We start from the raw sequence: 21816 nt of genomic DNA, 5'->3' as shown, positions 1-21816 counted from the left end.
GTCAGACCTGGGCCGCGCGGTCGATGTCGGCGCGGTTACGCGCCTCCTGCTCGGTGTACGCCTCGCCGGTCTGCCGCACGGCGGTGGCGAACGCGGACAGCCCGGCCGCGGCGGCGGCCACACCGTCCACTTGGGCCTGTGCCGCGCGCTGGAACGCCGCGCCCAACCCGACCTCGTCGCCGATCCCGCCGAAGCTGCCCGCGGCCAACGACGTCGTGCCCGCCAGCGTGGACGTGCCGATCGCGCCGACCTCGCTCGCCAGACCCGCGGCCGTGCCGCCGTACGCCGACAGCGCCGCGGTGTCGACGCCGAAACCCCGTTCCACCCTTGTCCCCCTTTTGGTGCCGTGCGGTCGCGATCCTGCCGCATCCGGAACCCCGTCGTGCGGCGTTCGACGAGATCCTGCCCCGATGGGCGGTACCACCGGCGGTGTCACGACCTGATCATGTGTGCGTGGGTGTTTTGCGCCATTGGGAACGGATCGTGGCGTGGCTCGACCACCACGCCCCCTCGACCGCGTCGGCGTTCGTGCCCCCTGAGGACAGCGCCGCGGTCGAGGCGCTGGCGCACGCGAGCGGGCTGACGCCGCCGGACGACCTGCGTTCGTGGTGGTCGGTGTGCGGCGGCACGGCCAACCTGGCGTTCGCCGAGGTGCTGCCGCCGTTCTACACGCCGCTCGGCCCGTCCAACGCGCTGCGGTCGTGGCGGCTGAAGGAGCGGTTCTGGCCGACGGACCTCGATTCGGAGGCGGGCACGCCGACGCTGGGCTTCCACCCGATGTGGTTGCCGATCGCGTTCGACGGGTGCGGTGACGCGCTGGCGGTCGACCTGCGGCCGGGTGTGCTGTGCGGGTGCGTGGTCGAGTGGGACCGGCAGGCGGGCGAGATGCTGAAGCCCGAGTGGACCAGCCTGGACGAGATGCTGGACCAGGTGGCCACCGCGCTGGAGCACCGCGGGCGCCTCGGCCACTGCGAGCCCCTGGTCACCACCGACGGACGGTTGGGGTGGCGCACCGACTGACGGGAGACCACCCCGGTGGCGGGGAACTCGCCGCCACCGGCACGACCGTCGCGCCACGATCTCCGGTAGAATGGGTTGTCGCAGCTCAGAGCACTAGCTGGAGGTGGCATGGCGGACGTCCACGACGTGGCCGCGGCCGTGCTCGACGCCACCGGTCCCGAGTCGCCGATGAAGCTGCAGAAGCTCCTCTACTACGCGCAGGCGTGGCACCTGGCCAAGTACGACGAGCCGCTCTTCACCGCCCGCATCGAGGCCTGGCGCCGCGGCCCGGTGGTGCCCGACGTCTACGTCCGGCACCAGGGCCAGTCCGAGGTCTGCGCCTGGGAAGAGGGCGATCCGGACGGCTTGAACGACCGTGAATCGTCGGTCGTGCGGTCGGTGGTCGAGCGGTACGGGCACTTCAGCCGGCACGAGTTGAGCGACATGGCGCACGACGAGGCGCCGTGGCGGGCGGCGCGGGACGGGCTGCCGGAGTCCGAGCCGAGCAGCACGCCCCTCTCGCACGAGGTGATGGCGCACTACTTCCGCAGGCTGACCAGCGGTCCGGACGAGGCGATCGAGGAGGCCGTCGGGAGTGCCCGGCTGGAGGGCCTGGAAGTACCGGACGACGTGGTGGCGACCATGCGCGCGGTCGCGGCTGGCGAGTTGACGATGTCCGAGGCGATCGCCAGGGAGATCGAGGCACTGCGGCGGTCGTGAACTCCGACGACCCCTACCTGGACCCCGAGTCCGGGGTGCTGCGCAACGTGTTCGGCTTGACCGACAAGGAGGAGTGCGACCAGGCCGAGACCAGGCTGAGCACGATGCGGGTCGAACAACTCGCGTTCGCGCCCATGCCCGGCCTCTACGACCTGGCGCACCTGCAGGCGTTCCACCGCCGGATCTTCGGTGACTTCTACCCGTGGGCCGGCGAGATCAGGCGGGTCGACATCGCCAAGGCGGCGATGTTCGCGGCGTGGCGGCAGATCGAGCCCTACGGGCTCTGGCTGTTCACCGAGCTGAAGAAGGAGCGGTACCTCCGCGACCTCGACCGCGACCCGTTCCTGGACCGCTTCACGTACTACTACGTCGAGGTCAACGCCCTGCACCCGTTCCGCGAGGGCAACGGGCGCACGCAGCGGGCCTTCTTCCGGCAGCTGGCCCGTGAGGCGGGCTGGCGGGTCGCCATCCACACGCTGGAACGCGGGGCGTTCTACGAAGCGTGCCGGCAGAGCATGAGCACGTCGGCGGACCTGTTACGCGAGCTGTTCGACGGCGTGACCACCCCCGCCTGACCACCCCCGCCGCAACCACTGCCCGATGATGTGGTGCAGGTCACTCTGATCCGAGAACCGATTCCCCCGGACGGCCGTCTTGCCGGATGTGAACGAGGAGCAACTGGTCCGCGCGGTGGCCCGTGGCGACCGTGCCGCGTTCGAAGAGCTGTACCGGCGCACGTCGCCGTGGCTGGCGGTGCGCCTGCGCCGCCGGTGCGCCGACGAGCAGGTCGTCGCCGAGGTCATGCAGGAGACGTACCTGGCGGTGTGGCGGGCGGCGGGGTCGTTCGCGGGCGCGGCGGTCGACGGCACGGCGGTCGGCTGGCTGTGGACGATCGCGGCCCGCCGGCTGGTCGACGCGTTCCGCCGCCGCGCGCACCAGGCCCGGCCGGTGCCGGTGGTCGAAACCGCGCCCGCCGCCGAGGACGAGGTGTTGGCGGGGGCGCTGAGCGACGACGTCGGCGGCGCGTTGCGCGACCTGGCGCCGGAGTTGCGCCAGGTGCTCCAGGCGATGGTGCTGGACGGGCTGAGCGTGCGGGAGACCGCCGTGCTGCTCGGGGTGCCCGAGGGCACCGTCAAGACCCGCGCCCGGCGGGCTCGGATCGCGATGCGGGAGGCACTGTCATGAGCGAGCACGCGTCCGCCGAGTCGATCGCCCGTTACGCCTCGGGTGACGACCTGCCCGGTGACCGGTTGTGGGCGGTGGAGGCGCACCTGGAGACCTGCGAGCTGTGCCGGCTGCGGCTGGCCGACCTGGCTCCACCGCAGGTCACGGCGTTGACGTCGGCGGTCTGGGCGGGGTTGGAGCCGGTCGGCACACCGGCACGCGGACGTCGTCGGATCGCGCGCTGGGCGACGCCGTCGTTCCTGCCATGGCTGGCGATGACGGCGTTCGTGGTGCTGGCGGCGCTGTCGGTGGACGGGTTCCTGCCGGTGGACTCGGTGTCGTCCGCGGTGCTGCTGGTCGCGCCGATCGTGCCCGTGCTCGGCGTGGCCGCGGCCTGGTCGCGGTTCATGGACCCGGCGCACGAGCTGGTCGTGTCGACGGCGCGGGCCGGGCTGCAACTCGTGCTGCGCCGGACGGTCGCGGTGCTGGTGACGGTGCTGCCCGTGCTGCTGGTGGGCGGCTGGGTGGCCGGCGCGTCACCCGCGTACTGGCTGCTGCCGTGCCTGGGCGTCACGTCGCTGACGCTCGCGCTCGGCGGCGTGATCGGGATTCGCCGGGCCGCCGTCGCCACCGCCGCCACGTGGGCGGTGCTGGTGATCGGCCCGGCAGCGGTGCTCGGCGGTGTGCCCGGCGTCCTCGCGCCGGCCGCGTCGCCCGTGTGGGCGGCGGTGCTCGTCGGGGGCGCCGCCGCCGTGTTCTTCAGGTCCGCGTCCTACGCGCGGCTGTGACGGAGGTGGGGGACGTGGTGCGTGCGGTGAGCGCGGCGGAAGTCGCGCCGACGGGGTACGCCTGGCAGGTGAAGGCGGAAGGCCTGCGCGTTCGCGCGGGTCGGAAGATGGCCGTGGACGGGCTCGACCTGCGGCTGGGACGCGGTGTGCACGGGCTGCTCGGCCCGAACGGCGCGGGCAAGACCACGCTCATCCGGTCGTTGGCGACGGTGCTGCGGCCGGCGTCCGGGACGTTGGAGGTGCTCGGCTCGCCGGTGTCCGGGCAGGTGGACCTGCGCGGCCTGCGCCGCGCGCTCGGGTACCTGCCGCAGGACTTCGGCTACTACAAGCGGTTCACCGTGCGGGAGTTCGTCGAGTACGTGGCGTGGCTCAAGGAGATGCCCAAGCGGGACGTGCCCGGCGCGGTGCAGCGGGCCGTCGAACGGGTCGGGCTGGCCGACCGCGCGGACGACCGGATGAAGACGCTGTCCGGCGGCATGGTGCGGCGGGCGGGCATCGCGCAGGCCATCGTCAACGATCCCGAGGTGCTGCTGCTGGACGAGCCGACCGCCGGGCTCGACCCCGGTCAGCGGGTCCGGTTCCGGGAGTTGGTGCAGGAGTTGGGTTCCGACTCGTGCGTGGTCGTGTCGACGCACCTGGTCGAGGACGTCGCGGCGGCCTGCACGGACGTCGTGCTGATCAACGCCGGTCGGCTCGTGTTCCAGGGCACGCCGGACGACCTGGCCGCCGCCGGTGGCTCGGACGACGTCGGCGACAGCCCGCTGGAACGCGGGTACTCGGCGCTGCTCGGAGAGGCGGGCGGCTGGTGAGGATTCTCGGGATCGAGCTGAAGCGGACCACCGCGCTGGTGGTCGGTGCACTGATCGCGCTGGTGATGGTGGGGTTGCTGTACTGGGGTCCGTCGACGAAGAACAGCACGGCGTGGACCCGGCAGTGGACGACGTTGGCCGAGTGGGTCCGGTCGATGCTGATGTTCTCGTGGCCGCTGACGCTCGGCGCGGGCGCGTTGCAGGGGCTGCGGGACCGGCGCTCCGGGGTCGAGGAGCTGTTCTCCTCCACGCCACGGCCGCGTGCGCAGCGGATCGGGTGGACGCTCGGCGCGCTGGCGGTCGGGTCGTTCGCCGCGTACGCGGTGGTGCTCGCGGTCGGCGCGGTGCAGTTGTCGTCGGACTACTTCCACTGGGGCTGGGTGCCGGTCGCGCTGGTCGGGGTCTTGTCGTTGGTGGGTGCGGCGTGGCTCGGCATGGGGCTGGGTCGGCTCCTGCCGTCGCCGCTGACGCCGCCGGTGCTCGCGGTCCTCGGGCTGGCGCTCATGGCGCTGGGGTTGCGGGAGACGGTGGGGGGAGAGTTCCGCTGGACGTTCCTGCTGCCGTCCCTGCCGTCGCCGACGACGGTGTTCGCGTCGGTGGCGGGTTCGGTGAGCGCGGTGCAGGCGCTGTGGTTCGCGGGGATGGCGTTGACGGGGTTCCTGCTGGTGGCGTTGCGCCGGTGGTGGCTGGGCGCGCTGCCGCTGCTCGTGGCCGGTGCGGTGGTGGCGCCGTTGCTGCCGGCCACGCCGGGGGAGGCGGTGGCGGCCGATCACGCGGCCTCCGAACTGGTGTGCGTGGAGCGGCTGTGCCTCACCCGTGCGCACGAGGGCGAGCGGGCGGCGTTGGCGGGGCCGGCGCGGGAGGCGTTGAAGCTGCTGGCGAAGCTGCCGTCACCGCCGACGTCGGTGCGCGAGGTGGTCGCCCCGGTGCGCCCGAGGGACGGGCGTGGTCCGGAGTCGGCGGACGCGGTGTGGGTGCACCTGGACGAGTTCACGTACTTCCGCCGCAAGCCGCCGACCGACGAGCAGGTGACGGCCTACCTGGTCGGCGGTGCGGGCACGCGGACCTGCTACGGCCAGGACGTGCCCCTGGGTGCGGCCCGTGAGCTGGCCGCGCGCACCGCGATGACGGCCTGGCTCACCGGGCGCTACGAGCCGCTGCCCATGTACCGGTCCTGGCTGAGCAGGGAGACCGACGGTCTGGCCGAACGGGCGTGGGACCACCTGCGGTCACTCCCGGAACCGGACCAGGCGGCCAGGGTGCAGGCGGCCCGCGACGTGCAGGCGGCGTGCTCGGGCGACGCGTTCTCGACGCTCATGGCAGGTGCGTCGTGACGCGGTGGCTGGTGCTCTACGCACGCTCACGGCACGTGCCGGCGTCGGCTGCCGCAGCCCTCGTCGGGGTGGCGGCGTCGGCCGTGCTCGCCGGACCGGGCGGCAGCCGGCAGTTCGCCGCGTTCGCCGTGGCCGTGGGTGTCGCAGCCCTCGCCACCGGCTTCGGCGGGCACGACCTGGCGCTCGACCGCACGGCCGCGTTCGGCTGGCCGCCGCGCCGTGCCGCGCACGTGCTGCTCGGCGGCGCGTTCCTCACCGGGCTGCTGCTCGCCGCGGGTCGGATCACCGACCCGCTCGCCGCGGACGCCTTCCTGGTGCGCGACGTCGTCGGGCTCGGCGGGTTGGCGGCGCTCGGTGCGCTGCTCCTCGGCTCACGGGCCGCGTGGGCGTTGCCGGTCGGGTGGACCGGCATCACGCTGGTCGTGCCGACCGGTGAGGAGCACTGGCTCAGCAGGCTGCTGAGCTGGCCGGTGCAACCCGCCGCGACGACCTCGGCCACCATCACCGCGATCGTGCTCGGCTGCACCGGCCTGCTCGCCTACAGCTCGTTCGGCTGCCGCCGCTAGGAGCGGCGCCGACCGTCAGACACCCATCGGGTGCCAGACCGTCTTCGTCTCCAGGAACGCCCGGAGCCGGGCCAGGTCCGGCTCGCGGGTGAAGTCCTCCGAAGGCCGCGTCCGCAGCACGCGCTTCACCGTCCCGGCCGCCGACCGCTCCAGGTCCGCCCGCATCGCCTCCGGCGCGCCGGTCAGGTCGAGCGCGTTCACGTCACCGTGCGAAGCCAGCCACGGCGCGATCTCCGCCGTGCGCCCCGTCAGCACGTTGACCACGCCACCGGGCAGGTCGGACGTGGCCAGCACCTCCGACAACGTCACCGCCGGCAGCGGCCGGTCCTGCGAGCTGACGACCACCGCCGTGTTCCCGGTCGCGATCACCGGCGCCACCACGCTGATCAGCCCCAGCAACGACGACTGCTGCGGCGCGAGCACCGCGACCACACCCGTCGGCTCCGGCATCGAGAACGAGAAGTACGGCCCCGCCACCGGGTTCGTCCCGCCCAGCACGGTGGCGACCTTGTCGGTCCACCCCGCGTACCAGACCCACCGGTCGATCGCCGCGTCCACCAGCGACTGCGCCTTCTTCACCGCGACGCCCTCGGAGGAGGCCACCTCGGCGGCGAACTGCTCCCGGCGGCCCTCCAGCACCTCGGCCACCCGGTACAGCACCTGCCCGCGGTTGTACGCCGTCGCACCGGACCAGCCCGGGAACGCCTTGCGCGCCGCCGCGACCGCGTCCCGCGCGTCCTTGCGCGACCCCTGCGCCGCGTTGGCCAGGAAAGCGCCCTTCGCGTCGACCACCGGGTACGACCGCCCCGACTCGGAACGCGGGAACGCGCCGCCGATGTAGAGCTTGTAGGTCTTCGCCACCGAAATCCGGTTCTCAGACATCGAGGTACGCCTCCAGCCCGGTGCGACCGCCCTCGCGGCCGAAGCCCGACTCCTGGTAGCCGCCGAACGGGGCGGTCGGGTCGAAGCGGTTGAACGTGTTGGCCCACACCACGCCGGCGCGCATCTTCTGCGCCGCCCACAGGATGCGCGAACCCTTCTCGGTCCAGATGCCGGCGGACAGCCCGTACGGCGTGTTGTTCGCCTTGGCCACCGCCTCGTCCGGCGTGCGGAACGTCAGCACCGACAGCACCGGGCCGAAGATCTCCTCCCGGGCGATCCGCATCGCCTGCGACACGTTGGAGAACACGGTCGGCGCGAAGTAGAAACCCTTGTCCGGCAACGGGCACGCGGACGTCCAGCGCTCAGCGCCCTCGGCGTCACCGGTCTCCACGAGCTGCTGGATCTTGGTGAGCTGCTCGCGCGAGTTGATCGCGCCGACGTCCGTGTTCTTGTCCAACGGGTCGCCGACGCGCAGCGTGGAGACGCGCACGCGCAGCTTCTCCAGCAGCTCCTCGGCCACCGACTCCTGCACCAGCAGGCGCGAACCCGCGCAGCACACGTGGCCCTGGTTGAAGAAGATGCCGTTGACGATGCCCTCGACCGCCTGGTCCAGCGGCGCGTCGTCGAACACGATGTTCGCCGCCTTGCCGCCCAGTTCCAGGGTGAGCTTGCGGCCGGTGCCCGCGAGCTGGCGCTGGATCAGCTTGCCGACCTCGGTCGACCCGGTGAACGCGACCTTGTCGACGTCCGGGTGCGACGTGACCGCCGCGCCGACGTCACCCGCTCCGGGGAGGATGTTCACCACACCGGGTGGCAGGTCGGCCTGCTGGATGATCTCCGCCAGCACCAGCGCGGTCAGCGGCGTCGTCTCGGCGGGCTTGAGCACCACCGTGTTGCCGCACGCCAGCGCGGGCGCGATCTTCCACGCCGCCATCAGCAGCGGGAAGTTCCACGGGATCACCTGACCGGCGACGCCCAGCGGCTTCGGGTCGGGCCCGTAGCCCGCGTAGCCGAGCTTGTCCGCCCAACCCGCGTGGTAGAAGAAGTGCGCGGCGGCCGTGGGCACGTCCACGTCCCGCGATTCCTTGATCGGCTTGCCGTTGTCCAGGCTTTCGAGGACGGCGAGCTCGCGTCCGCGCTCCTGGATCAGCCGGGCGATCCGGAAGATGTACTTGGCGCGCTCCGAGCCGGGCATCTTGCCCCAGACCCGGTCGTAGGCGCGGCGGGCCGCCTTCACGGCCTTGTCCACGTCCGCCGGCGCGGCGGTGCTGACCTCGGCCAGCACCTCTTCCGTGCCGGGGTTGACGGTCTTCAGCGGCTCACCGGCGCCCTCGACGAACTGGCCGTCGACGAACATCCGGTAGGTCGGCTTGAGGTTCGCGATGTCCCGTGATTCGGGCGCGGGCGCGTATTCCCACATGGTCAGTCCACCGTCACGTAATCGGGGCCGCTGTAGTGGCCCTCCAACTGGGTGCGCCGCTGCATCAGCAGGTCGTTGAGCAGCGTGGAGGCGCCGAAGCGGAACAGGTCGGCGGTCAGCCACTCCGGCCCCGCGACCTCGTGCACCGCGACGAGGTACTTGATCGCGTCCTTGGTCGTGCGGATGCCGCCGGCGGGCTTCACGCCTCTGAGTTCACCGGTCTGGGTGTGCCAGTCGCGGACGGCTTGCAGCATCACGTGCGTGACGGGCAGCGTCGCGGCGGGGGAGACCTTGCCGGTGGACGTCTTGATGAAGTCGCCGCCGGCGAGCAGGCCGAGCCAGGAGGCGCGGCGCACGTTGTCGTAGGTGGCGAGTTCGCCGGTCTCCAGGATGACCTTGAGGTGCGCGTCCCGGCAGGCGTGCTTGACCTGCACGATCTCGTCGAACACCTGGCCGTAGCGACCGGACAGGAACGCGCCGCGGTCGATCACCATGTCGATCTCGGTGGCGCCCGCGTCCACGGCGTAGGCCGTGTCCTCCAGCTTCACCTTCAGGCTCGACCGGCCGGACGGGAACGCGGTGGCGACGCTGGCGATGTCGATGCCCGTGCCGTCCAGTTCGCGGACCGCCGTCTCGACCATGTCCGGGTAGACGCAGACGGCGGCGACCTGGGGCACGTCCGGGTGTTCCGGGTCGGGTCGGCGGGCCTTCGCGGCCAGCGACCGGACCTTGCCGTGGGTGTCCGCGCCTTCGAGCGTGGTCAGGTCGACCATGCCGATGGCGGTGTCGATGGCCCACATCTTGCCGGCCTTCTTGATGCTGCGGGTGCCCAGACCTGCCGCGCGCTGTTCGACGCCGACCTGGTCCACACCGGGCAGTCCGTGCAGGAACCGGCGCAGCGACGCGTCGTCGCGGACGGCGTCCGCGAGCGCCGGGGGCAGCGACGGCGATGTCGATGGAGCAGCCATGTCGCCGAGTCTAGGCGGAATGGGACGGCCGTCCTAAGTGAGTGACTTCGGCCTGGTCAGGGGCACTGCGGCGAGGTTCGACCAGCCTCGTGCGACCGTCAGCCGATGCGAAGGGGTTTCGTGACCTCTTCCTCGACCCGCCGCACGTTCCCGAGCGGCGCGGTGACTTCGGCTTCCCTGGCCAGTTCGGGCGCGTGCTGGGCCGCCGTTCCGGTCCGCTTGAGCTTCTGCCACGGCAGCCGTGCCCCGGCGATGGCCGTGATCACGGACTGGATCACCACCAGGTACATGAGCTGCCGGTACACGACCGGTTGCAGCGCCACCGCCCACAGCGGCCGGAGGCTTTCCCGGTCCAGCCGGAACGCGATCACCGCCGGCACCAGCTGCAACACCAGGAACCCGAGCCACGCCGCCGCACCGCGCAGCGGATCGGTGAACAGGCTCAGCACCGCGAACACGTCGATCACCGGCGCCAACACCGGCAGTACGACCTGGTACAGCGCCAGGTACGGCAGACCGCGCCGACCGAGCCGCCCGCCCAACCCGCGCTCGAACAGCGCGCCCCGGTGCTTCCACATCGCCTGGAGCGTCCCGTAGCACCACCGGTAGCGCTGCCGCCACAGCTGGCCCAGCGTCGCCGGCGCCTCGGTCCACGCCCGCGCCGTCTCGCGGTACGTCACCGCCCAGCCCGCCCGCTCCAACGCCATCGTCAGGTCGGTGTCCTCGGCCAACGTGTCCTCGGGCACGCCTCCGACCTGCTGCAACGCGCTCAACCGGAACCCGCCGACCGCGCCCGGCACGGTGGGCATGCACTCCATCACGTCGTACATGCGCCGGTCGAGGTTGAAGCCGATCACGTACTCGATGTGCTGCCACCGCCCCAGCAGCCCGTCCCGGTTGCCGACCTTCGCGTTCCCGGACACCGCGCCGACGTCCGGATCGGCGAACGGCTGCACCAGCTCGGCGACCGTGTCCGGCTCCAGCACCGTGTCACCGTCGACCATCACCACCAGCTCGGTGCGGCAGTGCTTCAGGCCGGTGTTCAGCGCCGCCGCCTTGCCCGCGTTCGCCTGCCGGATCAGCGTCACGCCCGGCAGGTCCAGCGACCGGACCACCTCGCTCGTCCGGTCCGTCGACCCGTCGTCCACCACGATCACCCGCACCTCGGCGGTGCTCGCCAGGATCGTGCGGAGGGTCGCCTCGATGCCCGCTTCCTCGTTGTAGGCGGGGACCAGGACGGTGACCGGTTGAGGTGGCAGCCGCCGCACGTGCTTGCCGACCATGCGCGCCCGACGCGCGTGGATGCCAGTGGTGACCAGCAACAGCACGGCGCGCAGCATCGCCAGCACGCTCGACACGACGACCAGCCACAGCATCAGCTCGGTGGTGGCGGCAGCGGCGCGCACGGCCAGCGACACCGCCGTGCCCTCGGCCTGCTCCACGAAGGTCGCCGACCGCGCGACCGGCACGCCCAGGGCGTCGCTCGCGGTGCGGAACTGGCGGCCCTGGTCGAGCAGCTTCGGGATCACCGTCTCCAGCGCCGCCACGGTCTGCCCACGGTCACCGCCGCCGTCGTGCGCGAGCACCACCGCGCCGCGATGGTCGGCGGGTGTGGCCGCGGCGACGATCGCGTCGACGCCGGGATTGCGCCAGTCCTCGGTGTCGTGGGTGGACAACAGCACCAAGTGCCCGGAGCCCACCATGCGCTCGACGGACGCCAGGTCCTCGTTGTCCAGAGCTTCCGCGCTGGACGAGTACGGCGGCCGGACGAGCGTGCTGGCACGACCGGTCGACGACGCCACCACGAGCTGCGTCTGACCCAGCTCGACGGACGTGCGCGTCGCACCGACCTTGCCCAGGTCGACGTGCGTGAACGTGTGCAGCCCGACCTCGTGCCCCTCGTCGGCCATCCGCTCGACCAGGTCCGGGTGCCGCGCGGCGGCGACACCGGTGACGAAGAACGTCGCCTTGACGCCGTTGCGCCGCAGCACGTCCAGCACCTGCGGCGTCCACACCGGGTCCGGACCGTCGTCGAACGTGAGCACCACCGCGCCGTCCGGCACCGCGCGGGACGTCAGGCCGTTGCCGTCCGAACCGATCAGCGGACCACCGGCGCGGACCGACTCCGGCACGAGGTCCGCCGGTCCGGCCGACGGCGCCTCTCCCTGGCCGACCTTCTGCACCACCAGCAAGTCGAGCAGCAGGAAACCCAGCAGGACGACCAGCGAGAGCGCCAGCAACAGCCAGTGCGCACGCGGTGACGGCAGGTGCGCCCGCATCAGCCTCTACCGGGAGCGGTCGGCCGGTTCGACGCACCGGGAACTTCCGAGCGACGACCCTGGGACGGCTTCGTGGTGGCGGCCGTGTCCTCGGTGGTCGTCGTGGTCGTGTCGTCGGTGGTGGTCGTGGTCGGACGGGTCGTGACGACGACTTCGGGAGCCCGGGTGGTCGTCGAGGTGACCTCGGTGGTCGTGACGACGACGGGTGCCTCTTCGTCCGGGATCGGGAGCAGCGCCGAGCGGTTGACCGGCCCGCCCGCGAGAGCGACGGCGAGCAGCGTCAAGTAGGCGAGCACGCACGTCACGGCTGTGCCGATGACGATGCGCAGGACCCACCGGCGGCGGCCGGACGGGTCGACGAAGACGGGACTGGTCATGGCAGCGTTGGGCCATTCGGCTCAGCAAAGGGCGGCGGGGACGACGAAGGGTAACGCCCTCCCGTGCCGGGCGACTACCCCTCCAGCTCGTCCCGCTTCTGCCCCTTGATCTTCTTGCGCTTCGGCCGCTTCACCTCGACCGCGCCCATCATCGCGAAACCCGTGATGCGCACTACCGGTCCACCCGGGATGGTCGGCGCGCCCTTGTGCGTCGCGTCCTCGAACGCGCCCATGAAGCCGACGCCGTCGATCCGCACGGTGATGTCCTCGGGCACGATGATCTCCACGCCACCCATCAGCGCGTAGGCGTGGATCGTCGTCTCGGCCTGCGCGAACCGGGCCTTCGTCAGGTCGAGCTGGATGCCGCCCATGACCGCCACCGCCGTGTGCGTCGGCGGTACGACCCACTCGCCCTTGCGCTCCACCCCCGACCAGAAGGCGAACGAGGTGGACGAGCCGGGCGCTCCGCCGATGCGCGAGGAAGGCAGGTTGTGGTGGGCGGGCACCGGCAGCACGGTGGGCGGCGGCACGCCGAGGTCGGCGGTCAGCGGCACGAGTTCGCCGTACGTCTTGGCCGCGTACAGCGAGGCCAGGCGTTCGTCCAGTTCGTGGAGGTCCAGCCGGCCTTCGCCGTGTGCCTGCTGGAGTACCTGGGCGACCTTTTCGCGGTCGGCGTCCGAGGCACGCATCTGACGGGGGTCCGGCACCAGCTCGTCGCTCACGCACGTGAGTCTAGGAGGGTGCCCGGTGTTCGGGTCAGGTTCCCATCGCGATGAGGACGAGTTCCCCGGATTCCCGGTCGAGGTAGGAGTCCACGCGCCACTCTTCGAGGCGGAACGCGGCGTCGAGCGCGTCGCCGGTCAGGAACGGTCCGTGCGGCAACTGCTCGCGCAGCTCTTCGATGACTTCGGGCTTCTCGCCGGAAGCGGTGGGCGCGTGGGCGGACACCAGTCGTTCGACCTCCGACGGCTCCAACGCCACCACCGCGTTGATCCAGTAGGTGGACGGTCCGGGGACGTCCGCGCGGCCGAACGTGCCGGACATCCACCGCGCGCCAGTGGCAGTGGCGAGGGCGGGAAAGCGCTTCACCAGCGGTTCCAGGTCCGTGCGCAACTCGCCCGTGCCCGACTTCGCCGCCGGCTCGGACGCCTCCACCTGGCACCCGACCAGCAGCGCCGCCGCCAACGCGACCGCTAGGACACGTCGGCTCACCGTGTGAAGGTGGACCAGTCGACCCTGCCGAAGTGGAGGACCGGGCCGTCGGGGTTCTTGGAGTCGCGGATGGCTACGCGGTTGGCGACGTGGGCGACCTCGACGCAGTTCGCCTGGTCGCTGCTGCGACTGCTTTTGCGCCAGTTCGCGTTGGTGAAGTCCATCGGTGCGCTCCTCGCATCACGTCATCTGTCCGGCGACCTTGGCGATGAGCCCCAGCGACTCCTCAGGTGACAGCGCCAAGGCGCGCAGCCTCTGCCAGGCAAGCCTAGCGTTGGTGAGGTGCACTTCTTCTTCGAGGAACGTGCTGGTGCCCCGGCTTTCCACGTACACCAGGCTCGGCTGGTCGGCGAAGTCCATCACCAGGAACGGCCCGCCCAAACCGGGATGCGCGGTGATGTCCAGCGGCACGATCTGGATGACGATGTTGGCCCTGCTGCCCAGCGTGGCCAGGTGTTGGAGTTGGGCGCGCATCATGCCGGGCGACGCCAGCCGGCGGTGAAGAATCCCCTCGTCGATGAGCAAGTGGACCTGGGCGCGGCTCAGGATGACTTGTCGGCCCATCCGGGTGGCGACCAGCGCGTCGAGTTCGGCGTCGGAGAGACGGTCATTCGCCCCTTGGATGATGGCTCGGGCGTAGTCGGGGGTCTGGGCGAGGCCGGGTATCAGGACGGGCTCGTAGTTGTAGAGGGCGGTGGCCTCGGCTTCGAAGCCGATCAAATCCTTCCAGTTGGACGGCAGCTTGCCGTGGATGGCATGCCAGTTCCGGTGTTCTCCGCCTCGAACCAGGTCGACCAGTTCTTGCCGCAACGCCGCCGGCGCGCGGAGGAAGCCGAGGATGGCCGCGACCTCGTCGGCCCGCAGTCCCCGCTGCCCGGTCTCCATCCGACTGATCTTGCTCTCCGAACAGCCGATCGCCTTGGCCACATCGGCACAGCTCAGACGCCTCGCCAACCGCAGCGCGCGCAGTTCCGTCGATACCCGCCGCTGCCGGACGGATGCCCCCTTGCGTGTCATGGGCCCGACTGTCCCGTCTTGCCACGTGGGCACGAAAGTCGTGTCACCCGAAGGAGAGCGTTGCGCGACCGCGGAGCAAGGCCTGACCGTTCCGGTATGGAGAAGACCTGGAAGATCAGGGGAGCCGCCGCCACCTGGAAGATGACCGTGGCCATCCTCCCCCCGGAAGGCGAACCGCTGATCGAACCCCTGCCGGAGCAACCCGAGCCACGGCCGGACTTCGACGGCCTGGTCGACCACTTCCACGCGTTGGTCGGGATGACCGAGGCGCAGCTGCAACTGGAGCAGCTGACCTGAAAGACCCAGCTTGAAACTCAGCTGGGTCGACGCATCGGCAGCCCGGCGGCCCGGTAGGTGTCGTCCACGACCCGCATCGTGGCCACCGCGTCGTCCGCCGTCGTCGGGAACGGCTTGCCGTGCAGCACCGCGTCCGCGAACGCCGCCAACTGGTACTCGTACGACGGACGCCGCTCGAACCGCTCGACCCGCCGGTGTCCGTTCAGCTTCACCGCGAGGCGGTGCCCGAACTGCGGTGCGAACGGGTTGAGCACTTGCATGGAACCGTTGGCCCCCAACACCTTCGCCGACAACCGCAGCAGCGAGCGCGACCACAGCGACGCCACCACGGTCCCGGTGTGCCCTTCGGGGAACTTCAGCTCCGCCCGCATCGCCCGGTCGACTCCCGGTTCCTTCACCAGCGCCCGCGCCGACCGGACCTCCGGCTCACCACCGAGCAGCCGCACCAGGTTCACCGCGTAGGACCCGGCGTCCATCATCGCCCCGCCGGCCAACTCCATCGAGTACCGGATGTCCTTGAACCGGGGCAACGGGAAGCACAACCGCGCCTCCACGTGCCGCAGTTCCCCCAACTCCGCGACCACTTCCGGTAACCGCAACGCCAGCGGGTGGTACCGGTAGTGGAACGCCTCCATCACCACCAGCCCGCTCTTCCGCGCCGCCGCGGCGACCTCCGCCGCCTCGTCCGCATTGGCCGCGAGCGGCTTTTCGCACAACACGTGCTTCCCTGCCGCCAACGCCGCCAACGTCCACTTCCCGTGCAACCCGTTGGGCAGCGGGATGTAGACGGCGTCCACGTTCGGATCGTCCAGCAACTCCTCATACGACCCGTGCACGCGCGCGATCCCGAACCGGTCCGCGAACTTCCGCGCCCGACCGGCATCGCGGGCCGCCACCGCCGAAACCTCGACCGCCGTCGCCGAACGCCCCGGCCGCACCAACGCCGCCGGCACGATCCGCGCCGCCCCGAGAACCCCGATCCGAACGTGGTCCGTCATGCCCCGCTGACTACCCCGGGAAGCGCCGCGTCACGCCCCAACCGGCGGATCTCCGGGTAATACGGGTCCAGCTCGCCGACCGCGAACCGCACCTGCTTCACCGCCCACCACATCCGGTCACCGGGATCGCCCTTGTACGACCCGTCCGGCAGCAGCACCGCCGGCTCCTCGGCGTGCACCAGGATCGCCAGCTCAGCCCCGGTGTCGGCGTCCCAGATCCGCGCCGTGCCGTCGTCGGAGGTGGTCGCGATCCGCGTCCCGTCCGGCGAACAGGCCACGCTGCGCACGCCGGCCGTGTGCCCGATCAACGTCAACAAGCGCTCGCCGCTCGTGCTCCAGATCCCCGCCGTCCCGTCCGACGACGCCGTGACGACCCGGCCACCGTCAGGGGAGAACACCACGTCGAAGACGGGTTGCCCATGCCCTTCCAGCGTCTTCACCAGCTGTCCGTGGAGGTTCCAGAGCCGCGCGGTGCCGTCGAGCGACGCGCTGGCGATGCGGCTCCCGGCGGGGGAGAACACCACGCTCGACACCTGCGCGGTGTGCCCTTCGAGAACGACAGTCCGCGTCATGTCGTGCACCGAGACCGTGCCGTCGCCGTGCGCGGCGGCGAACGCGGTGCTCGCGGGGGAGAGCGCGACGGCGTTGGTCGGCGACTTCCTGGTGCTGTGCTCGCTGAGGCGGGAACCGGTCCTGGTGTGCCAGAGCCGCACGACGTTGCCGCCGGATGCGGTGAGGACCTGCGTGCCGTCCGGAGACATGGCGAGCGAGTGGACCTCGTCGGTCTCGCACCTGGTGGTGGCCTCGCGGCCGGTGATCCTGAAGCCCGTCTTGGTCGCATACGCGAACGTCCGGTCGACCGGTGAGAACGCGGCGAGCCGCCCACGTCCTGACCGGTGGTTGAACTCGGTGCTCACCGACCCCGTCGTGAGGTCCCAGATGCGAACCGCGCCGTCATCGCACGTGGTGAGCAACGATCGGCCGTCGGGTGAGTACGACGCCGATCCGACAGCGACCCACCCGTCGGACGACAGGCGCTGAAGGGCTTTGCCGGTCGCGTTGTGGAGAATCGCGGACCCGTCCTGCGCGATTCCTGCGAAGTGCTTGCCGTCCGGCGATGACGCGATGCCGCGCGAGCGCGAAGTCAGATCGAAGTTCCCGACCTTTCCAGCTTGGGTGTCGACGATCTCGTGGTGCAAGCCGTCCGTGAGGATCATCCGGGACTCGTCGAGGAAGTGCGTCCGGTCGATCCAGCCCAAGCCGGTCGCGATGCTGAACTGACGGGCGGAGCCCAGGTTCACGAGCATCACCCGGCTCGCGCCGTGGAAGGCGAAGGTCGTTCCGGCGGGCGAGAGGGCCACGCGGACACTGTGGTCCACCTCGGACCTCCAGATCGACTGGCGGTCGCTCGTGCGCCGGACCTCGACCTCGTAGCCCGACGTGGTCGCCACCGTGCTCCCGTCCGACGACACCACCACCTCCTGGTGCGCTCCCGGCAGCGCCGCCACGACCGCACCGGTTTCGGCGTTCCAGAACCGGACCAGCCCGTCGGCGTCCCGTCCGGCCAGCTGATCTCCGGGCCCGACGAACCAGATCCGCCCGGTGACGTGGTGCGGCAGACCGATGACCAGATCACCGGTTCGCGCGTCCCACACGGTCACGGCGCCGTCTTCCTCCAGCGTGGCGATCCGCCGGCCGTCCTGCGCGAAGGCGATGTCCTTGATCGGGTGCGCGATCGTCCGCCAGACCCTCAGGGGCCGGTTCGCTGCCACGTGCCGCAGCTCCACGACGTGCTGACGGGCCATCGCCACCAGTGCGCCGTCCGGCGAGAACGCGACCGCCACCACGTCGTCGCCCAACGGCGCGAGCATCGGCCCGGCCACGTCCCGGCCGATCACCGCGGCCTCGGCGGGCATCGGACCGGCCACGCCCAGCAGGGCCGCGCGGTCCCACCGGCTGCCGGCCAGCACGGCCCCGGTGAGGTCGCCACCGATCACCCGCACGTCGGTCAGGTTCGCGCCGGTCAGGTCGGTCTCCGCGAAGTCCTTGTCGTACAGCCGCTGCCCCGAGAGGTCGGCCCCGCTCAGGTCCGCTCCCCGCACGTCCAACCCGCTGAAGTCGTACGCGCGCAGGTCGGCGCCGACCAGGTTCAGGTGGACCCGCGCCTCCAGCCGCCGCGCCACCTCGGTCGCGTTCTGCTTGGCCGCCTCCGACGCGTCGGAGTCCGTCAGGACGCCCTTCGCCCACTTCAGAGCCACTTTGTGCCCGGCGAGGTCGCACAGGAAGTCGACCATGAGCCGGGACATCTTCCGGTTGACGATCTCCGTCTCGGGCAGCTCGTCGGCGGCGACCTTGGCGACCAGCCACTCCATCACCGACTGGTGGACGAACGCGAACCCGCCCGTCTCCGTCCGCACCAGCAACGACCCGGAGCCCACGGCGTGCGTGGCCTGGTCGATCGAGTAGCCGCGCTCCGTCAACCGGGTCAACGTCCGCACCACGGTGTGCGCGAGGTCCGACGTCTGGATGGTCGTCGCCGTCGTCTCCCACAGCCGCAACGCCAACGCCGTGCACGCCGCCAGCCGCTCGGCGCCGTCGAACGAGGGCGTCCCGAACCGGTGCCGCTGCCGGTTCACCTCCTGCACCAGCCAGAAGTCGACCAGCTCCCGGTACAGCTCGGCCGCGCTGATCTGCCCGTGCTCCTCCTGCACCTCGCGCAACCGCTCGTCGTCCAGGCCGGCGATGAACGACAGCATCCGGGGGTTCCGCGACAGCCCGAGCAGGTCGTGGATCGCACCCAACAACCGGAACCGCGCCGCCGCCCGTTTCTCGTCGCCGCCGTAGTGCCTGGTCAGGAAGTCGAGGATCTGGTCGTCGGTGAAGTCCTCCAGCACCACCACCCGGCTGGCGGCCAACGCCGACACCTTCTGCCCCAACGCGTTCAGCACCTGGTTGGTGGACTGGAAGTGCTGGGTCCGGCTGGTCAGCACGACCTTCGCCCGATCGGTGACGGCCTGGAGCAACGTGGTCAGGTAGTCGGCCGCGTTGTCGTACCCGACGCGCAGCTCCAGCTCGTCGAACCCGTCGAACAACAACGCCAGCCGCCCGCTGCTGATCATGTACCGCAGCTTGGCCACGTCGACGGCCTGGACGTGCTCGTGGACCAGGTGCTGGGCCAGCAGCTCGTCCAGCGTCGGCGCCTTCTCCAGGCTGCGCAGCTCCACCAGCACCGGCAGCAGACCGGGGTGCTCGTCGGGCAGCGCCCGCGTCAACTGCCGCAGCAGGAACGACTTGCCGCGCCCGAAGTCGCCCAGCACCACCACGAACCGGGCGACTTCCTCGCGCAACCAGGTGAGCGTCCGGAAGAGGACGTCGTCGCCACCGTCCGGCGACCCCACCACGCCGAACCGCTGCTGGACGTACAGGTCGGCCGGGTACACCTGGTCTGCGGCCAGCCGTCGGGCCTGCCGGTCCGCCAGCGGCCGGAGGTCCAGCAAGCCGCCGTACTCCACGAAGCTGCGCAGCCGCACACCCTGCCGTTGCGCCGCCAGCACGAGGTCCGGAGGCGCCGGCGGGCCGCTGTAGACCAGCTCGGACGGCACCGACGGGTCCGCGGCGGCGAACGGCTTGTGCACCTCCTCCACGAACCGGGTCACCTCCGCGACGCCGGGTTCGGCGGCCACCCCGACCGGCCACTGCTCGAAGCCGCCGACCGGGCGTTGCTTCGACACCCGGAGGTAGTGGTCCTCGGGACGGGGTGTGACGGTCGCGGTCGGGTGCGCCACCTTGGTGGCCTCCAGCACCCGGTCGAAGAAGGTGTCCGAACCGCCGGTCAGCCGTTCGGTCGAGATGACCACCCGACGGCGGCGGGACGGCAGCGCGACGAGCTTCCAGCTGCCGCTCTCGTGCCGTGAACCGGCCAGCAGCAGGTCGACGGGCGGCAGCCCGACACTCGACTCGACGTGCCCCTGCCCCTGGCCCTGCCCGTTGCCCGACCCCTGCCCTCCGACCGTTCCCTGGCCCGGCCCTTCGCCCGGCCCCTTGTCCGACCCTCCGACCGTTGCCTCGCCCGACCCTTCCACCGTTCCCTGGCCCGGCCCTCCGATCGGCCCTTGGACCGCGCCCAGCCGCCGCCAGTGCGTGCGCTTCGGGTGGCGCAGCAGCTCCCGGAACCGCTCGACCTGCGGTTCGCCCAAGCCGAGGACGTCAACCTCGTGCGTCACGGGCACGGTGGTGTTCAACCCGGCGACCACGAGTTCCAGGTCCGGGTAGTCGAACAGCGTCCACGGCTCGTCCGGCGTGAAGCTGAACCTGCCGCCGTGGAACTCGTCGAACGCCGCCGCGAACGGCCCCCACTTCGCCCAGTACGGCGCGGTCGGCACACGGCCCCACGCCTCCTCCTGCGCGAAGTACGCCTGGCACGCCCGCCGGTTCACGTCCCGCACTCCCGGCACGACGACCACCCGTTCGCGTGGCAGCCGAACCGCGTCCGCCACCTCGGCCAGCAACCCGAAACCGGCCGCGAACTCGTCGGGCAGGCCGTGCTCGGTCAGGTCGCCGGTGAACACGATCAGATCGGGCCGCAGCTCGGCGAACTCGCGCGGTGACCACACGTCGAGGCCCGACCCGAACCTCGTGCCGGCGAGGTGCAGCACGGTGAGGCTGTTCGGCGACCCCGGAAGGGCTTCGGCCAGCTGCTCGGCCGTGATGGCGTAGCTGTCGCGGGCCCCGGCCGTGGCGATGATGCCGACCACCCGGCCGGTCGCCGGGTCCCACACGGGGCTGCCGCTGTAGCCGCGTTGCACGGTCAGCGCCGAGTCGCTGTCCAGCTGCAACAGCCGTCCGCCGACCTGACCGCGCACGACCGCCCGCACCCACGCGCCGTCCGGGCGGCCGGCCGGGTAGCCGAGCACGTCGACCGGACTGCCGTTGCGGAGCGGGGTGGAGATCAACCGCGCGGGTGTGACCTCGGCGGGCAGGTCCAGCTCCAGGACGGCCACGTCGTCACCGGGCCGACCTTCTTCCGGCGGCGGGGGAGCCCACGTGTGAACCCGCGCAGTGACCGTCGTGCCGTCCTGGGCGCCGTCCAAAGCCGGGAAGTCGACCGTGATCGTCCCGGATGGCTGCTCGGGCGACCGTTCGTCCCGCCCCAGCGCCAGGTTGACCACGTGGGCGCAGGTGACGACGTGGCCGCCGAGCACGACTCCCGCGCCGACCGTCCCACCACGGGCGTCGAGGAGGCGGACGACGGAGGTGGGTAACGAGCCGTCGGGCATCGGCTACACGTACCACATACTGTTCGACCATGGACGTCCTCGTTGTCGATCACCCACTTGCCAGGGCGCGGCTGACCACCATGCGCGACGCCCGCACGGACAACGCGGCGTTCCGCGCCGCGTTGCACGAGCTCACCGTGATGCTCGTGTACGAGGCCACGCGCGACCTGCCGGTGGCCGAGGAGCGGGTGCACACGCCCGTCGCCCGGACCACCGGCTACCGCTTGGCCAACCCGCCGCTGCTGGTGCCCGTGCTGCGCGCCGGTCTCGGCATGGCGGACCAGGCGCACAAGCTGATCCCCGACGCGCAGATGGGGTTCGTCGGGTTGGCGCGGGACGAGGAAACCCTCCAGCCGACGCCGTACATGGAGTCGCTGCCCGAGTCGCTGGCCGGCCGTCCGGTGTTCGTGCTGGACCCGATGCTCGCCACCGGCGGTTCCATGGCGTACACGATCCGCCTGCTCACCGATCGCGGCGCGACCGACGTGACGGCGATCTGCGCCCTGGCCGCGCCCGAGGGCATCAAGTACCTGGAGGACTCCGGCCTGCCCGTCCGCCTGCTCACCGCCAGCATCGACGAACGCCTGAACGACTCGGGCTTCATCGTCCCCGGCCTGGGCGACGCCGGCGACCGCCAATACGGCGCCGTCCACTAACCCCACCCCGTGAGTCCTACGTTCAGACCCCGTGAGTCCTACGTTCAGGACCCG

At 71.4% G+C, this 21816-nt stretch carries 22 protein-coding genes; 10 read left to right on the top strand and 12 right to left on the bottom strand.

The genetic code is table 11. The features are described 5' to 3' along the window. Nucleotide 1: 1 nt before the first annotated feature. Nucleotides 2-325, bottom strand: coding sequence for a hypothetical protein (locus tag OQ02_RS25380; protein ID WP_033441066.1), 324 nt, complete (start codon nucleotides 323-325; stop codon nucleotides 2-4). A gap of 128 nt (nucleotides 326-453) precedes the next feature. Between OQ02_RS25380 and OQ02_RS25375 the strand changes: the two genes are divergently transcribed. The 8 genes from OQ02_RS25375 to OQ02_RS25340 all read left to right on the top strand — a co-directional run bounded on the left by OQ02_RS25375 (nucleotide 454) and on the right by OQ02_RS25340 (nucleotide 6380). Beyond that, entirely contained in the window at nucleotides 454-1020 is a 567-nt protein-coding gene (locus tag OQ02_RS25375; RefSeq protein WP_063747150.1) for an SMI1/KNR4 family protein, read from the top strand. Nucleotides 1021-1128: 108 nt separating this feature from the next. Continuing rightward, a complete protein-coding gene (locus OQ02_RS25370) occupies nucleotides 1129-1719 on the top strand; it encodes a type II toxin-antitoxin system antitoxin SocA domain-containing protein (RefSeq protein ID WP_033441064.1) in 591 nt (196 codons plus the stop codon). Further along, complete coding sequence (locus OQ02_RS25365; RefSeq protein ID WP_033441063.1) at nucleotides 1716-2294, top strand: Fic/DOC family protein; 579 nt, start codon at nucleotides 1716-1718, stop codon at nucleotides 2292-2294. Before OQ02_RS25370 ends, OQ02_RS25365 begins: the two co-directional genes overlap by 4 nt. Nucleotides 2295-2382: 88 nt before the next feature. Then, nucleotides 2383-2904, top strand: coding sequence for an RNA polymerase sigma factor (locus tag OQ02_RS25360; protein ID WP_442973677.1), 522 nt, complete (start codon nucleotides 2383-2385; stop codon nucleotides 2902-2904). Continuing rightward, complete coding sequence (locus OQ02_RS25355; RefSeq protein ID WP_033441061.1) at nucleotides 2901-3671, top strand: anti-sigma factor family protein; 771 nt, start codon at nucleotides 2901-2903, stop codon at nucleotides 3669-3671. The genes OQ02_RS25360 and OQ02_RS25355 overlap by 4 nt, the downstream gene beginning before the upstream one ends. Nucleotides 3672-3688: 17 nt before the next feature. Further along, nucleotides 3689-4480: an ABC transporter ATP-binding protein gene (locus OQ02_RS25350; protein WP_033441112.1), complete on the top strand. Its 792-nt coding sequence runs from the start codon at nucleotides 3689-3691 to the stop codon at nucleotides 4478-4480. Then, nucleotides 4477-5814, top strand: a complete 1338-nt coding sequence (locus tag OQ02_RS25345; protein WP_051772793.1) for a hypothetical protein — start codon at nucleotides 4477-4479, stop codon at nucleotides 5812-5814. The genes OQ02_RS25350 and OQ02_RS25345 overlap by 4 nt, the downstream gene beginning before the upstream one ends. Next, nucleotides 5811-6380 carry a hypothetical protein gene (locus OQ02_RS25340; protein ID WP_033441060.1) on the top strand — a complete coding sequence of 190 codons (570 nt, stop codon included), beginning with the start codon at nucleotides 5811-5813 and terminating at the stop codon, nucleotides 6378-6380. The genes OQ02_RS25345 and OQ02_RS25340 overlap by 4 nt, the downstream gene beginning before the upstream one ends. 15 nt (nucleotides 6381-6395) lie before the next feature. Here OQ02_RS25340 and OQ02_RS25335 read toward each other — a convergent pair whose 3' ends face one another. From OQ02_RS25335 to OQ02_RS25300, 9 genes are all read right to left on the bottom strand, one after another. Next, nucleotides 6396-7262, bottom strand: a complete 867-nt coding sequence (locus OQ02_RS25335; protein WP_033441059.1) for an aldehyde dehydrogenase family protein — start codon at nucleotides 7260-7262, stop codon at nucleotides 6396-6398. Further along, nucleotides 7255-8688 carry an aldehyde dehydrogenase family protein gene (locus tag OQ02_RS25330; RefSeq protein ID WP_033441110.1) on the bottom strand — a complete coding sequence of 478 codons (1434 nt, stop codon included), beginning with the start codon at nucleotides 8686-8688 and terminating at the stop codon, nucleotides 7255-7257. The genes OQ02_RS25335 and OQ02_RS25330 overlap by 8 nt, the downstream gene beginning before the upstream one ends. Next, a complete protein-coding gene (deoC, locus tag OQ02_RS25325; RefSeq protein ID WP_033441058.1) occupies nucleotides 8685-9650 on the bottom strand; it encodes a deoxyribose-phosphate aldolase in 966 nt (321 codons plus the stop codon). The genes OQ02_RS25330 and deoC overlap by 4 nt, the downstream gene beginning before the upstream one ends. Before the next feature lie 98 nt (nucleotides 9651-9748). Beyond that, nucleotides 9749-11929: a bifunctional polysaccharide deacetylase/glycosyltransferase family 2 protein gene (locus OQ02_RS25320; protein ID WP_063747149.1), complete on the bottom strand. Its 2181-nt coding sequence runs from the start codon at nucleotides 11927-11929 to the stop codon at nucleotides 9749-9751. Further along, a complete protein-coding gene (locus OQ02_RS25315) occupies nucleotides 11929-12306 on the bottom strand; it encodes a hypothetical protein (protein ID WP_033441057.1) in 378 nt (125 codons plus the stop codon). Before OQ02_RS25315 ends, OQ02_RS25320 begins: the two co-directional genes overlap by 1 nt. 74 nt (nucleotides 12307-12380) lie before the next feature. After that, nucleotides 12381-13028: a DUF1707 SHOCT-like domain-containing protein gene (locus OQ02_RS25310; protein ID WP_033441056.1), complete on the bottom strand. Its 648-nt coding sequence runs from the start codon at nucleotides 13026-13028 to the stop codon at nucleotides 12381-12383. Nucleotides 13029-13062: 34 nt separating this feature from the next. Next, the gene (locus tag OQ02_RS25305; protein ID WP_156077308.1) at nucleotides 13063-13518 is read right to left on the bottom strand and encodes a hypothetical protein; all 456 of its coding nucleotides are present in this window, start codon (nucleotides 13516-13518) and stop codon (nucleotides 13063-13065) included. Next, nucleotides 13515-13682 carry a DUF397 domain-containing protein gene (locus OQ02_RS41970; RefSeq protein WP_063747148.1) on the bottom strand — a complete coding sequence of 56 codons (168 nt, stop codon included), beginning with the start codon at nucleotides 13680-13682 and terminating at the stop codon, nucleotides 13515-13517. Before OQ02_RS41970 ends, OQ02_RS25305 begins: the two co-directional genes overlap by 4 nt. Before the next feature lie 16 nt (nucleotides 13683-13698). Further along, nucleotides 13699-14535 carry a helix-turn-helix domain-containing protein gene (locus tag OQ02_RS25300; protein WP_033441055.1) on the bottom strand — a complete coding sequence of 279 codons (837 nt, stop codon included), beginning with the start codon at nucleotides 14533-14535 and terminating at the stop codon, nucleotides 13699-13701. 96 nt (nucleotides 14536-14631) lie between these two features. On the opposite strand from OQ02_RS25300, the gene OQ02_RS25295 reads away from it, so the two are divergent. Beyond that, nucleotides 14632-14832, top strand: coding sequence for a hypothetical protein (locus OQ02_RS25295; protein WP_033441054.1), 201 nt, complete (start codon nucleotides 14632-14634; stop codon nucleotides 14830-14832). Nucleotides 14833-14849: 17 nt separating this feature from the next. On the opposite strand, the gene OQ02_RS25290 is transcribed toward OQ02_RS25295, so the two are convergent. Beyond that, the gene (locus OQ02_RS25290) at nucleotides 14850-15830 is read right to left on the bottom strand and encodes a Gfo/Idh/MocA family protein (protein ID WP_033441053.1); all 981 of its coding nucleotides are present in this window, start codon (nucleotides 15828-15830) and stop codon (nucleotides 14850-14852) included. Next, a complete protein-coding gene (locus OQ02_RS25285) occupies nucleotides 15827-21106 on the bottom strand; it encodes an NACHT domain-containing protein (RefSeq protein WP_033441052.1) in 5280 nt (1759 codons plus the stop codon). Before OQ02_RS25285 ends, OQ02_RS25290 begins: the two co-directional genes overlap by 4 nt. Nucleotides 21107-21135: 29 nt before the next feature. Between OQ02_RS25285 and upp the strand changes: the two genes are divergently transcribed. Further along, nucleotides 21136-21762 carry a uracil phosphoribosyltransferase gene (gene upp / locus OQ02_RS25280; protein WP_033441051.1) on the top strand — a complete coding sequence of 209 codons (627 nt, stop codon included), beginning with the start codon at nucleotides 21136-21138 and terminating at the stop codon, nucleotides 21760-21762. Nucleotides 21763-21816 lie beyond the last annotated feature (54 nt).

It is taken from the genome of Saccharothrix sp. NRRL B-16314, assembly GCF_000716595.1.
Lineage (GTDB): Bacteria > Actinomycetota > Actinomycetes > Mycobacteriales > Pseudonocardiaceae > Actinosynnema.
The sequence above is the reverse complement of the archived record's forward strand: the minus strand, read 5'-3'. Positions and strand labels throughout refer to the sequence as shown.